Origin of the sequence: Microbacterium soli (genome assembly GCF_039539005.1) — a bacterium.
GTDB lineage: Bacteria > Actinomycetota > Actinomycetes > Actinomycetales > Microbacteriaceae > Microbacterium > Microbacterium soli.
In genome coordinates this window covers 2,421,457-2,434,526 of the sequence record NZ_BAABCP010000001.1, presented here as the reverse complement: position 1 = coordinate 2,434,526, position 13,070 = coordinate 2,421,457, and the positions used below count along the sequence as shown (strand labels likewise).

The 13,070-nt window shown below is 70.6% G+C and carries 13 protein-coding genes; 5 read left to right on the top strand and 8 right to left on the bottom strand.

Features of this window, described 5'->3' with window-relative positions:
- Positions 1-39 precede the first annotated feature (39 nt).
- Positions 40-390 carry a hypothetical protein gene (locus ABD770_RS11500; protein ID WP_344819698.1) on the bottom strand — a complete coding sequence of 117 codons (351 nt, stop codon included), beginning with the start codon at positions 388-390 and terminating at the stop codon, positions 40-42.
- 152 nt (positions 391-542) lie between these two features.
- Between ABD770_RS11500 and ABD770_RS11495 the strand changes: the two genes are divergently transcribed.
- Positions 543-2,480, top strand: coding sequence for an ATP-binding protein (locus tag ABD770_RS11495; RefSeq protein ID WP_344819697.1), 1,938 nt, complete (start codon positions 543-545; stop codon positions 2,478-2,480).
- Entirely contained in the window at positions 2,468-3,115 is a 648-nt protein-coding gene (locus ABD770_RS11490; RefSeq protein WP_344819696.1) for a LuxR C-terminal-related transcriptional regulator, read from the top strand. Before ABD770_RS11495 ends, ABD770_RS11490 begins: the two co-directional genes overlap by 13 nt.
- A gap of 60 nt (positions 3,116-3,175) precedes the next feature.
- Here ABD770_RS11490 and ABD770_RS11485 read toward each other — a convergent pair whose 3' ends face one another.
- Positions 3,176-5,146 (bottom strand): sensor histidine kinase, encoded by a 1,971-nt coding sequence (locus tag ABD770_RS11485; protein ID WP_344819695.1) that lies wholly within the window; start codon positions 5,144-5,146, stop codon positions 3,176-3,178.
- Positions 5,147-5,315: 169 nt separating this feature from the next.
- Between ABD770_RS11485 and ABD770_RS11480 the strand changes: the two genes are divergently transcribed.
- Positions 5,316-5,699, top strand: a complete 384-nt coding sequence (locus ABD770_RS11480) for a hypothetical protein (protein WP_344819694.1) — start codon at positions 5,316-5,318, stop codon at positions 5,697-5,699.
- Positions 5,696-6,415, top strand: a complete 720-nt coding sequence (locus tag ABD770_RS11475) for a hypothetical protein (protein ID WP_344819693.1) — start codon at positions 5,696-5,698, stop codon at positions 6,413-6,415. Before ABD770_RS11480 ends, ABD770_RS11475 begins: the two co-directional genes overlap by 4 nt.
- Before the next feature lie 33 nt (positions 6,416-6,448).
- Here the strand turns inward: ABD770_RS11475 and ABD770_RS11470 are convergent, their stop codons facing one another.
- From ABD770_RS11470 to ABD770_RS11445, 6 genes are all read right to left on the bottom strand, one after another.
- Positions 6,449-7,087 carry a response regulator gene (locus ABD770_RS11470; RefSeq protein ID WP_344819692.1) on the bottom strand — a complete coding sequence of 213 codons (639 nt, stop codon included), beginning with the start codon at positions 7,085-7,087 and terminating at the stop codon, positions 6,449-6,451.
- Between the two features lie 89 nt (positions 7,088-7,176).
- Positions 7,177-7,746, bottom strand: a complete 570-nt coding sequence (locus ABD770_RS11465; protein WP_344819691.1) for a dihydrofolate reductase family protein — start codon at positions 7,744-7,746, stop codon at positions 7,177-7,179.
- A 38-nt stretch (positions 7,747-7,784) separates the two neighbouring features.
- The gene (locus tag ABD770_RS11460; RefSeq protein WP_344819690.1) at positions 7,785-8,663 is read right to left on the bottom strand and encodes a hypothetical protein; all 879 of its coding nucleotides are present in this window, start codon (positions 8,661-8,663) and stop codon (positions 7,785-7,787) included.
- On the bottom strand, positions 8,660-9,706 hold the full coding sequence (locus ABD770_RS11455) for a hypothetical protein (protein WP_344819689.1): 1,047 nt from the start codon (positions 9,704-9,706) through the stop codon (positions 8,660-8,662). Before ABD770_RS11455 ends, ABD770_RS11460 begins: the two co-directional genes overlap by 4 nt.
- Before the next feature lie 108 nt (positions 9,707-9,814).
- Positions 9,815-10,912: a patatin-like phospholipase family protein gene (locus ABD770_RS11450; protein ID WP_344819688.1), complete on the bottom strand. Its 1,098-nt coding sequence runs from the start codon at positions 10,910-10,912 to the stop codon at positions 9,815-9,817.
- A complete protein-coding gene (locus ABD770_RS11445; RefSeq protein ID WP_344819687.1) occupies positions 10,896-11,318 on the bottom strand; it encodes a hypothetical protein in 423 nt (140 codons plus the stop codon). The genes ABD770_RS11450 and ABD770_RS11445 overlap by 17 nt, the downstream gene beginning before the upstream one ends.
- Positions 11,319-11,383: 65 nt before the next feature.
- Between ABD770_RS11445 and ABD770_RS11440 the strand changes: the two genes are divergently transcribed.
- Positions 11,384-13,069 (top strand): NAD-binding protein, encoded by a 1,686-nt coding sequence (locus tag ABD770_RS11440; protein ID WP_344819686.1) that lies wholly within the window; start codon positions 11,384-11,386, stop codon positions 13,067-13,069.
- Position 13,070 lies beyond the last annotated feature (1 nt).

The window sequence follows — 13,070 nt, the reverse complement described above, 5'->3', positions numbered from 1 at the left end:
GCCATGGCCACCGGGCATGCCGTCGGCGACCCCACGCGCTCAGGCGACCTGAACGCTGTGCTTCTTGACCCGGCTGCGCCCCCTCAGCCAGCAGATCAGCAGGATGAGCCCCGTGCCCACGAGGATGATGGTCAGGTTGACCAGGCCGTACGCGCTGAGCTCGCTCGCGCTGTACTCCAGCGGGAACCCGTCGGGTGCCGGCCCGAACGCGCCCTGTTCCGTCGCACCTCCGAAACCTCCCTCCCCGCCCATCCACGACATCAGCACGGACAGCGTCTGGTAGGTGAAGAAGAGCGCCTCGATGACGAGGTACAGCAGCACTGCCTGGAACTTCGAGCGGACGAAGAGGCCGATCAGGATGGCGAGGATCGGGGCGACGATGAGATTCATGATGCTTCCTCCTGGAAGAGTCGACGTGATGCATCCGAGACTTCCGGAGCGGCGCCGTCCCGGCATCCGCGCCCGCACCGGAGTTCGCCCCGTGCGGGGCCTTCAGTGCTCGCACGGAGGCGGATGCGCGGTCGAACCGGCAGAATCGAGCCGTGAGACGCCTGCGGTTCGGAGTCCTGACCGCGCTCGCATCCGCCGTCATCGCGGTCGGCGCGCTGCTGGGCGCGATGCGGGACGAGCCCGCGCTCTGGGGCATCGCGGCCCTCGCGGGGGTCGCCGTCGGTCTGGGCTGGGTGATCCACGGAGTCCATCCGGATTCCGCCGTCGCACCGGCGCTGGCCTGGAGCAGCGCGGCCGTCGTGCTCGTCGCGATCAACGACGTGCTGGCGGCATCCGCGGCGACATCGGCGCCTCTGCCGGGCGCCTCCGTGGCCGCGCACTGGTGGGCCGGCGCGTGGCCCGTCAATCTCGCGGGGGCTTTCGCGCTGCTGCTGGTCTTCCCTGATGACTCCGGCCGTTCGCGACGATTCCAGCGCATCGTGCGCGCACTGCCGTGGAGCTGGGGCACGGGGGCGCTGCTGGTGCTGGTCGGCCTGTGGGACGTGCCGCAGGAGGACGGCCGCGTCTCCGCGGAGGCTTCCGGCTCCGAGCCGGCGGTCCTGGTCGGCATGGCGCTGATCGCGACGAGCATGCTGCTCGCGGTCATCGACCTCCTCGCCCGCCACCGCGCCGGATCCGCAGCCCGCAGACGCCAGATCCGCTGGCTCCTGCTGGCCGGTTCGGGGGTGATGGTGCTGCTGATCGCCGGATGGGGCATGCAGCTGGCCGACCTGCCTCTCGCGGTCTCCTTCTCACCGTTCCTGTTCGCGATCCTCGTTCTGCTCCCTCTCGCCGTCACGATCGCGGTTCTCCGCCACGACCTCTTCGACATCGATTGGATCCTCGGCCAGTCCATCGCCTGGCTGTCCTCGTTCGTGATCTCAGCAGCCGCGTTCGCCGTGCTCGTGCTCGGGGTGACGGAGCTGCTGCCGTCGTACACGACCGTCGGGATCACACTGGCCGCATTCACCGCGGCACTGGTCCTGCTTCCCGCTCACCGTGCGCTGCGCGTCGGCATCCACCGGCTCATCGATCGTGAGAACGTCGATGCCGTGACGCTGGCGACACGTTTCGCCGCACAGGTGAGAGACGGCACCCGGCCGCCGTCCGCCGTCACCGACACGCTGCGCCTGGCCTGCAGGGATTCCGGGCTTCGAGTGCTGATCCTGGAGCCCCGGGCATCGGAGTGGATGCTGCCGGACGGCACGCCGACGACGCCGGATCCGCACGCCCCGTACCTCGACATCGAGCGCGGAGCCGAACGCATCGCGCGCATCGAGCTCAGCATCCGGACACCACGGCTTCGGCGCCGTATCGCGGAACTCGCGCAGCCGCTGACGCTGGCACTGGAGCTCTGCCGGCTCGACACCGTGCTGCGCCGCGCCGCTGAGGACGCCCGCGCCGTGAACGCACGGCTCGCGGAGGCGACTGCGGCGGAACGGCGACGACTCCAGCATGACCTGCACGACGCCGTGCAGCAGCGCCTGATCGGAATCGGCATGCTCGTGCGCGCCGTGCAGTCCGACGTGTCGGATGCGGCAGCGGCGGGCCTGGAGCGGATCGTCCACGAGCTGCGCGAGACCACCGAGGAGATCCGCAGGATCGCGCATGGCGTCCGGCCGAGCAGGCTCGAGGACGGTCTGGCGGCGGCGCTGGCATCGCTGCGCATGACGGGCCCGATTCCCGTCGACGTGGAGGTATGCACCCTCCCCGAGCTGTCGGAGGCGCAGTCCGCCACGGTGTACCTCATCGCCGCGGAGGCGGTGACCAACGCCCTCAAGCACGCGCGGCCGAACCGCGTTCAGGTGCGGCTCTCGCATCAAGGGGACCGCCTGACGCTGTGCGTGACCGACGACGGCACGGGGCTGGTGACGACGGTGCCGACCGGGCTCACGGACCGGGCGGTGGCCATCGGCGGCTCTCTGCGGGTGGGCCCTGAGCCGGGCCGTCGGGGAACACGGGTCACCGCGGAGATCCCGTGCGCATCGTGATCGCGGAGGACGGGGCCCTGTTCCGAGAGGGGCTCACCGCCCTCCTGGAACGGCAGGGCCACCGGGTGGTGGCGATCGCCCGCAGTGCGGATGCGATCACGGAGACCGTCGAGCGCTGTCTCCCGGATGTCGCGATCATCGACATCCGGATGCCGTCGGCCGGCGTGCGCGATGGCGCCGTCGCCGCGGTGGAGCTGCGCCGCCGCCTGCCGGAGTGCGGGATCATGATGCTCAGTCAGCACATCGAGCTGCACGGCTGCCGGGTGCTCATCGGCACCCCCGGTTTCGGGTACCTGCTCAAGGACCGGGTGCTCGACGTGTCCGAGTTCTGCGAGGCCCTCGGCAGAGTCGCCGAAGGCGGTACGGCCCTGGATCCGACGGTCGTGCGCGCCCTGGTGCAGGAGTCCGCGCACGGCTCGCTCGGTCGGCTCACGGCGCGCGAGCGCGACGTGCTCGCGCTCGTGGCCGAGGGCAGGTCGAACACGGCGGTGGCGGAGGCGCTGCATCTGTCGGAGCGCACGGTCGAGACGCACATGCGCACGATCTTCATGAAGCTCGACCTCCCCGATGACGGCCGGGCCCACCGCAGGGTCCTCGCGGCCATCGCGTATCTCTCCCGCGATCAGCCGTCGTGAGACGACCGGCAGGCCGACGGCGTGGTCCTGTCCGGAACACGTCGGCAGGATGACACCCGCTCAGGCGAGCGGGATGGTGGCCTCCACCCGCCAGCCGCGTGCTGTGGGCTCGGCGATGACCTGGCCGCGCAGCTCCTCCGCACGCTCGCGCATCGACCGGATCCCGGCCCCCGGCACGACCGTTCCGAACGTCTCCCCGCCGTCGTCCTCGATCACCATGCGCAGGTCACCCGCTTGCGTCCGCAGCGTGAGCGACACGGCGGATGCCCGGGAGTGGCGCCGCGCGTTCGCGAGGGCCTCCATGGCGATGCGGTAGGCGGTCAGCTCCACGGCCGGTGAGAGCTCCGGCAGCGGCTCGTCGACGTGCACGTCGACGACCGGGGACTGCTCGCCGCGCGCCTGCTCCTGCAATGCGCCGACGAGTCCCCCCTCGCCGAGGGCGACCGGCCGGAGGCCGTACACCACGCGTCGGACGGAGTCGAGAGCCAGGCGCACCTCGGCACGGGCCCTCGCGATCGCATCGTCGACCCGGTCATCGCGTCGGCCGACGAGGTTCGCGATGGCATCCAGTCGCAGCGCGACCCCGGTCAGCAGCGGGCCGAGCCCGTCATGCAGGTCGCGATGCAGCCGGGCCCTGTCGCGCTCGCGCTCCTGCGCCGAGAGCGCCCTGGTCCTGCGGACCTCCTCCAGCAGACGCTGCTCGCGTAGCAGGAGGCCGATGGACGGCAGCACGAGCGTGAGCGCCTGACGGTCCTTCCGGTGCAGGCTGCGCTCCCCGCTTCGAAGGCCGATCACGAGCTCCGCTCCCGGTTCCGCGGCGATGGCCAGCGCGACCGCGTCGCGTTCGGGGGGAGCCGCCCCGTCCTCGGCGAGGACCCGCCCGTCTCGCGCCACGGCCAGATGTGACAGGCGCAGCGTCGCCCGCAGATGCGCGAGCACATCCGCGAGCCCACCATCGGTCGGCACGTCGGCGGCGGTCCTGACCGGATCGCCGCGGGTGCCGAAGAACGCCCTCGAGATGAGTCGCTGCAGCAGGATCCGCAGCGGATTGAACAGCAGTGCCACCGCGACGGCCGCGACGATCGTGACCGGGCGATCGGCTTCGGGGGGAACCACCGATGCGACCGCGGCGACGAGCCCCGCGTACAGGCCCACGACCAGGAGGATCAGCAGGCTGTAGGTCAGCGTGCGGGACCAGACCAGACGGATGTCGAGCAGCTGCTCGCGGACGATGGCGATCCCGATCGCGACGGGGATGAACGCCGTGCTCGCCAGCAGCAGGATCGGGCCGTCGTCGGTGAGCCAGCGCTGGCTGTTCAGGAGCAGCATCGCGAAGAACGCGAGGAAGAGCCAGAGCAGCTGACGACGGGCGCGGTCATCGCCGCGACGCCACCGCACGACGAAAGCCGCGATGACGAGGAAGACGGTCGGTGCGCCCAGCACACCGGTCAGCTCGTCGACGAACTCGACGGGGAACTCGGCGACGGCGAACAGCGAGACCGTCGCCGGATCGCCCGCGATGAGCGGTGCGGGCGAGACCAGCCCGCTCGAGGCGCTGAGGACGCCGTTGACGAGTATCCAGACCTCGGCGACGCGCCACAGCCAGCGGGGCGCACCGGCGGTCCTGCCGTCGGGGAAGCGCAGCAGCGCCACGAGCGCGAGCGCGGTGAGCCCCATCGGCCAGCTGCCGCTGAACAGCCCCGCCAGGGCCCGGGTCAGCGGCGCGGGCCAGCCGCCCGACACGCCGATGAGCACCAGCGGATAGCAGGCCGCGGAGATCAGATGCGCGAGCCCTGCGAGCGCGAACAGCACTCCCACGGCGTTCCGCGGCCGATGCCAGCCGATCACGCTCCCCGACAGCACGAACGCGGCGCCGATGAGCAGGTTGGTGAACGTGTACGTCTCGACGAGGTCCGACCATCCCCAGCCCAGTGCAGCTCCCCCCGCCGCGGCGACGGTCAGCAGCAGCACCGCGACGCCGGCGCCGACCAGCGTCCAGCCGCGGCGCGGGTCCGCGTCGTCCTCGGTCATGAGTGTGATTCTGTCCCATGCACGGGTGCGCCGGGTAGGGGCGTGCCCCCAGGCGGCCGGGCGAAGAGCCCGAGCGACTCCGGCCGCGCTCTCATCCGGCGGGTGATGCCGACGGCGGATGCTCGGAATCAGTCGGCCGAACAGCGGTCGTCCTCGGGAAAGGAACCTCATGTCCGCACCAACCGCATCCGTGAACCGCCGCACCGTCCTGCTGCGCATCGGACTCGTACTCGCCGCGCTCCTGGCGGTCCTCGGACTCGCCGATGCCACCCAGCAGCTCGCGGCCGCCGGCGGCATCGCCCTCGCGATCGTCATCGTCGGACTGCTCCTGAATCTGGGGGTGATCGCCCTCGCCGTTCCCGCGTGGCGGGGCTCGCGACGCGCCGCGATCACGGTGGCGGTGTTCGGCGTGGTCGGGTCGCTCGGCGGGTTGCCGGCGTTCTTCGTGCCGGGTGTTCCCGCAGGCGCGATCATCGCGGCGGCGCTGGGGATCGTGATCACGATCGTGATCGCCATGCTCATCCTCGCCGGGCTCGGGCGGCGGGACTCATGAGCGGCCGGGTCTCACGCGCGGAGGCGACCCGCGCGCAGGAGCGCACGCCTCGCGACTCGCGCCGCTTCCGGCGGGTGACCGCCGCGATCCTCATGCCCGTCGGGCCTCTGATCCTCGCGTTCCTGCGTCTGCACGGCGACGGGTCGGACACCTATGACGAGATCGTCGCCGACCCCTCCGGGCAGTGGGCGGCCTCGCTGTGGAACTGGCTGGCGCTGTTCTCGCTCGTCGGCGGCGCGATCGCCGCCGTGCATCTGATGATGCGCCGTGCGCCGATCCTCGCGACCGTCACCGGGGCGATCCTCACCCCGGCGTACATCGCGATGGGTGCGCTGTCGATCATGGACGGCATCGCGTGGGGAGCCGTCCGGACCGGCCTGGACCGGGCGAGTTCGGATGCTCTCAGCGAGGCGGCCTTCGAAGGGCCGATCACATTCGTCCCGGTGCTGATCTTCGTTCTCGGGCACATCACCGGCGTCATCCTGCTGGGCATCCTGGCGATGAGGACGCGGTTCATGCCGCTGTGGTTCGGACTGCTGTTCACGGTGTCGCAGATCGTGCATCTGGTCGCCACCTTCGGCGGGATCCCCTGGCTGGACTTCATCGGCTGGGGCACGACGGCGATCGGCATGGGGGTGCTGGGATGGCACGTGCTGCGCACCCCGGACGACATCTGGGAGGCCGCGCCGATTCCGAGACCCAGGAAGCGGGCATGAGCGGGGCGTCACGATGCAGGTGCTCGTGACGCCCTATTCGTCCTCGCGCCCGAGGCCGGCGTCCCGCGCGATCACGATCGCCTCCGCGCGGGTCGCGACGCCGAGTTTGAGGAAGATCGCGGAGATGTGGTTGCTGACCGTCTTCGGCGAGATCGCGAGCCGCTGCGCGATGCTGCTGTTGGAGCGTCCCGCCGCGAGCAGGTGCGTGACCTCCCGCTCTCGCTCGGTCAGCTGCGGGAGGGCGGCGCGCTGCGGCGCGCGCGGTCGGAGGAGCTGATCGGCGACCTCGCGGCTGAAGATCGCGTCGCCGGCGGCGACGGCGCGTATCGCCCGCTCGATCTCCTCCTGCTCGGCGCCCTTGAGCAGGTACCCCTGCGCTCCGGCGGCGAGCGCCTCCGCGACGAGGGAGTCCTCGGCGAACATCGTCAGTACGAGCACGGCGGTCTCCGGGTACCCGGCGGCGATCCGGCGCGTCGCCTCGACGCCGTCGATTCCCGGCATCCGCAGGTCCATCACCACCACATCCGGATGCCGCAGGGCGACCTCCCGCACGGCACCTGCGCCGTCCGAGGCCTGACCGACGACCTCCATGCCGTCCAGCGTCTCCAGGAGGGCGCGCAGGCCTCCAACGACGACCGGGTGGTCGTCGACGATGAGCACGCGCACTGTCATGGTTGCCATTGTGCTGGACGGCGTGGCGCGTCGGGTAGGTGCAGGGTCCTATGCCGTCGCCGGGATGACGGATGCGCGCGTCGCGGCCGTCAGGCGGTGGCGTGCAGGGGCCGATATCGCACGGCGACGGCGCCGGAGGGGAAGTCGCGCCGCTCCACGAGCTCGAGCCGGACCTGCTGGTGGAGACCGGCGAGCAGGGTGGGGCCTCGGCCGGCGAGCACCGGATGCACGAGGAACTCGTACTCGTCGATCAGTCCCTGTTCCGCCAGCGCCGTCGGCAGTGTCACGCCTCCCACCCACAGGCCCCTGCCGGGCTGGGCCTTGAGGTGCCGTACCGCAGCGACCGGGTCGCCGCGCAGCAGCTCGGCATTCCAGTCCACCGAATCGAGCGTGCTCGAGACGACATGCTTCGGCGCGCGGTCGATGGCCTCCGCGAAGGGGAGCTCCCGCTCCCCCATCCAGCCCGGCCAATCGCCTGTCGCCGGCCGGCGCCAAGCCGATTCCATCATCTGATACGTCGTCCGGCCGAGGATCAGCGCGTCGGCCTTGGCCATCTGGTCGGCCCAGTAGCGCATCGAGTCGGCGTCCGGTGGCAGCCCCGCCTCGTGGCTGCAGCAGCCGTCGAGCGTGACGTTGATCGAGTAGCGGAGCGGTCTCATGTCGGTGTCCTCATCCGTTGCCCACCGCTGTTCCGGCCTCATCCGAACGCGCAGTGCATCAGCACCTGCTGCTCGCCGGCCTCACCGGGCAGGTCGCCCTGGAAGCCGAAGAACCGCGCACCGTCTGCGGTGAGAAGCGGTGCCGGCGGGAGCTCGTAGAGCCCGACCGGGTCGCCGGGAGCGATGGCCTGCGGAGCCGACGCCGGCGGTGCGACCCGTCCGTCGACCGTGTCATCGATGATGCCGTCGAGCCATTCCGAACGCGGACAGACACCGCCCCAGGCCGGGACGGGCGCGGTCTGCACGGGGTAGGCGACGCCGTCGACGTCGATGATGGCGATCTCGCGGGTCTGCGTCCCGGTTCCGCCGCCGGCGCAGTCGCGCCCTTGATCGGTGTGGGGCATCCAGAGGGTCTGGTCGATCAGGAAGCCGCCGTCGGTGCCTTCTACGGAGTGGACGACGTCACCGCAGCGGACCGTACGCGCGATGGGGTACCAGACCTGCTCGGCCACGGCATCCGCATCGATGTCCTTGCCGAGCCAGACGTACCACAGCTCCTGGAAGCCGTTGCCGTCGAGCTGGGTGACGGGCACGGCGAGGTCGACGACCCCGTCGCCGTCGGCATCGGATTCGACGCCGACGCCGATCTCGTACACGCGCATGACGTCGTCGCTCGCCTTCCCGTCCTCGAAAACGATCGTGATCGGCTCCTCGAGTCCGCGGTCGGCGAACGACCACTCGGCGTTCGCGATCCAGGCCTGGATGTCCGCACCGGTCAGGGAGGGCGCCTCCGGCGTCTCCGCGACGTCGGCGGGGGCATCGGTCGGCGCCTTCGCATGGGGCGATGCTGAGGCGCACGCCGCCAGGAGCAGCGCTGCGCAGAGGATCGCGCCGGCCGCCGCCGCGCGCCGCCTCACCGGCCTCCTCCGACCGACTGCGGCAGAGCAGCGGGCTGTTCCGGTGCGCCCAGCGCCGCGCCGAAACTGCTCGGGAACACGGACGGGAGCAGTTCGAGCGGTGGTGCGTCGCCGATGCGCATGTGCGTGGCGATCATGGCGTTGCGCCCGATCGTCGTGCCCGCGAACGCCACGGACTCCCGGTCCTCGTATGGGCGGGCGGCGAGCGCCTTGAGCCGGTCGGTGGCGTAGGACACGTCCTGCGGCCCGAACTGCTGGGTGATCGTGGGCACCCACGAGGCGACGACGTTCCCCGAGTGGGTGGCCTGCCCGCCGAAGTGCTCGGAGACGGCGAGGATCAGCTCCGCCATCCAGTCGCGTACGCCGGATGCGGACATCGACACGACCCGGTAGGTGTCGTTGCCGTTCACCTCGAAGACCGCGAAGAGCGCGTCGCCCATGAGGTTGGCGCGAGTCGTCTGGCTCATCGAGAGGTTCGCGATCGTCGTGCCGTTGATGCTCCCGGAGGTGAACGAGGAGCTCGAGCCGTAGGTGCGGGCCGTGTCGACGTCGTGCGCGTAGGTGGTCGCGGAGGACACGCCGAAGGAGGTGGAGAACATGCGCATGCTGGTCTCCAGCGCACCCGTGATCGCTCCTTCGGTCTGCTGGTCGAAGTGACGTTCGATCTCGATGATCCTCGCCCCGCTGACGACGCTGTCACCGGGGGCGGAGTACAGGGCGGACCGCGGTGTCCGGGAGAAGTCGACGAGCCTGTGATGCAGAGCGTTCGCCTGGGCGATGTCGCGGCGGTTGAAGGCGCGCGCTCGCAGCTCGGCGATGAAGCCGATGAGGAACAGGATGGCTCCCAGCAGGAAGAACACCCCTCCGATGCCCTGGCCCGCCATGAACGCGGAGGCGAAGCTCGGTGCGGCGGGCGCCAGCATGGACGCGAAGGCGAGCGAGCACAGGAACCAGATGAGAAGGATGATGATGCCCCAGATGAGCAATCCGCGTTTGCGTCGCGCTCGTGCGGCCGGGGACATGCCTGAGACAACACTCGCCAAAGCCGAGCTCCTTTCGGTGCGGCCCGGTACGAGGGGGGTCTGTCCGGCCGCCATGGTCGAATACCTGCTCCAACATATCGGCAAGGCGCGCGTGCGCGCCAGATCGCCCTATGCGGGGTGTCGGCCGATGAACCCCGCGAAGTGCTCGGCTCGCACATCCGCGGCGATGCTGCGCCCGAGCTGCCGCAGGACCGGGATCGCATCGACCGCGTCCAGGCGGCCCGCCCTGGCCACCTCGGCGGAGAGCCCGCGCCTGCGCAGCTCCGCATCGGTGACGGCGGCGTCATAGCGGACGTAGCTGAACATCGGGTCGTCGATCGAAGGCTTGTGGAGATCTCCGATCTCCGCATCGATGGGTGCACCGTGGCGAGTCCGGCCGAGGACACGGCAGAGCAGATCCTGCTGCACGGACACGCTGTTGATCAGAGCGGCGGGCACGGCCGTCGCCTGCTGCCACAGCGGCTGATCGAGCTGAGAGAGCGCACGGGTGGCGAAGGCGCCGTTGCCGACGCTGACCAGCAGCAGCCTCTCCGGCCCTCGGGGCCACTCGAGCCGGTACTCCGGCAGGGTGGCCATGAGCGCCAGCTGCAGGGCGGGATTGTTCAGCGTGGTCGTCGCGCCGTCGCTGAAGGTGTATGCGGTGCCGTTGCCGAAGACGATGCGCTCGCTCCGGAAGAACGTCGGCGCGGCGGTGCTCGCGCGCACGAGCTGCCACAGCGGAAGCTGCAGATTCGAATCGGCCGCCCCGGGATCGTTGAACGCGGCCGCGGGGTTGCTGCTGACCGGCCACGGCGAGTCCGTGCTGGCATTGCGCAACCCGATCATGAGCAGGCAGCGCAGCGTCTCGGAGCCCAGTGTCGTGGTCTCGCCGAACTCCTGCTTGAGCAGCGCGGCGAGCCCGGCGTGATCGTAGCGGTGCCGGATGCGGGAGCTCCAGCGCGAGGAGCGGAAGATCGCCCTGGAGTGCGTGACGTACAGCTCGAGGAGTTCTTCCGCCGAACGCCCCAGGGCGAGTCCGGCGGCGATGATGGCGCCGGTGCTCGTACCGGCGATGTAGTCGAACCAGTCGCCGAGCCGCAGGTCGGGGTCACCGGTCTCCTGGCGGAGCACCCGCTCGATGCCGGCGATGGTCTCCAGAGCGACGACGCCGCGCACTCCGCCGCCGTCGATGGCGAGAAGCCTGTGCCGATCAGGATGCGCCGTCATGGCCGATCACCGAGTATCCGAGCGCTGCCAGCACCTCCGGCAGCGCTCGGATCCGAAGACGGTCGAGTTCCCGAGTCGGCTCGTCCAGCTCCTCCCAGGGCACGAGGTCCGGGTGCCCGCTGCGACCGGCGCGACGGGTGAAGCGGCACCAGCGCAGATGCTCCAGCCGCGCGCCCGCATCCAGTTCCTCGTCGGTGAGGGAATCCCGGCGTCCTTCGGGCTCGCCTTCGACGATCCTCAGCCCGAGGGCGGTGAGGATGATCGGCGCGAACCGGGCCGAGTCGAGGTTCGCCTCTCGTTCGGAGGCGTCCAGCTGCTCCCATGCCGCGGCGGTCCTGCCGCGGCTCTCGGCGTCACGCATCCGCATCGCTCGGGCGAGCTGTGTCACGTGCTCGTCGTGGATCACTGCGCCGCACTCCTCCCGGTTCCTCACTAGGATCAGGGTAACTGGCCCTTGGTGGAGGACGAGCGATGCGGCAGCGGTTCTGGATGTTCTGGGATCGTCTCGGCGGCATCGTCATGCTCGGAGCCGTCGCGGCGGTCTTCCTCCTGGGCCTGTTCGGTGTCGCCCGGTACTCCGACATCCACGACCTGGGCATCCCCTTCGGCACGCAGTTGTACATCACCGCATCGCTGTTCCTGCTGGAGAACGGATCGCTCGACGGGCAGATCCCCTGGGCACTGGAGATCGCCCGCTGGGCTGCGCCCGTCGTGCTCGCCACCGCGGCCATCGGCACCGTCGTCTCCGTGGCCCGGCACCGGGTCTGGGCCCTGGGCGTGCGGAGCCTGCGCGGGCATGTCGTGATCGTGGGACTGGGGGAACGCGGCTGGCGCGCCGCACGCTCCGCGAAACAAGCAGGCCGAGCCGTGGCCGTGATCGAGACCGATGCCGCCGGTCCGCATGTGCGGGCCGCGCGCCGACTGGGCATCCCGGTGATCGTCGGCAGCGCGACAGAGGTCTCCCGCCTGCGCGCCGCACGCCTCGACCGGGCTTCCCGGGCCATCGTCCTCGTCGGGGACGCGGCCGAGACCACGGCCATCGCCGATGCCGTGGCAGACCTCTTCCGTTCGCCGAGATTGTCCTTCCGGCCGGAGTTCTGCTGCTTCCTCGCCGTTCCCGATGCCGACACCGCGAACGACCTGAATGCTCTCATGCACGACCCGGGTGCACCGTTTCAGCGTGAGTTCTTCAATCTGGAGGATCGTTCCGGCCCGGTCATCATCGACCGGTGGGCGGGTCTGCTCACCACCGCCGGACCGCCGCCGCCGATCATCGTCATCGGCGCCGATGCCGTCGCCCGGTCCGTGATCGCCGCCGCGGCCCGGCAGTGGTCGGCACGAGCGGACGATGATGTGCTGGAGGTGCATTGGCTGCTCTCCGCTCGCAGCCGCGGCGTCGAACGGCTTCTCACCGACCTGGGCGGGACGCACGGGTCAGCGCGGATCATCGTGCAGGAGTTGAGGAGTCCGGACAGTCGCGGGGAGATCGCCGCGACCCTTCACGGGTTGCACACGCCCCCGGCTCTGGTCGTCGTCTCGGAGCGCGACGATGCGGAGGCGTTGAGCGTGCTCTCCTGCGCCGATGTGGCGCTGCGGGGCACGGACACCGTGGTGGTGGGGGTGACGGAGGGCCCCTCGCTGGTGCGCCTGCTGCACGGGCATGACCGGATCGAGCTGTTCGACGTCGCCGCAGAGCTCGGTGATGACGAGCAGATCGCGCACGGCAGACTCGAGACCCTCGGACGGGCGCTGCACGACGGATACCTGCGGCAGCTGAATCGCTCCCTGCCGGCTGAGGAGCGCGCCGCCAAGCCCGCGTACCGCCCCTGGGCGGAGCTGCCCGACGAGCTCCGTTCGCAGAACTACGACGCGGCCCGGGCCGCTCGCGGCATGCTGCGCGAGCTGGGTTTCGACATCGTCCCGCGCACACCGCTCCTCCCCGCGATCACGGTTCTCGACGATGATGTGGTCGAGGCGCTCGCCGAGGCGGAGCACCACCGCTGGTTCCGCTCCCGACATCCGGGTGCCGCCGCACCGGACTGGGCGGATGTGGACCCGATGCACGCGGAGCAGAGCCGTGACCAGGCACGACGCCTGCCCGGCATCCTCACTGCCGCAGACCTGCAGATCACCCCCGCTGCCGAAGAGAGGGCATGAC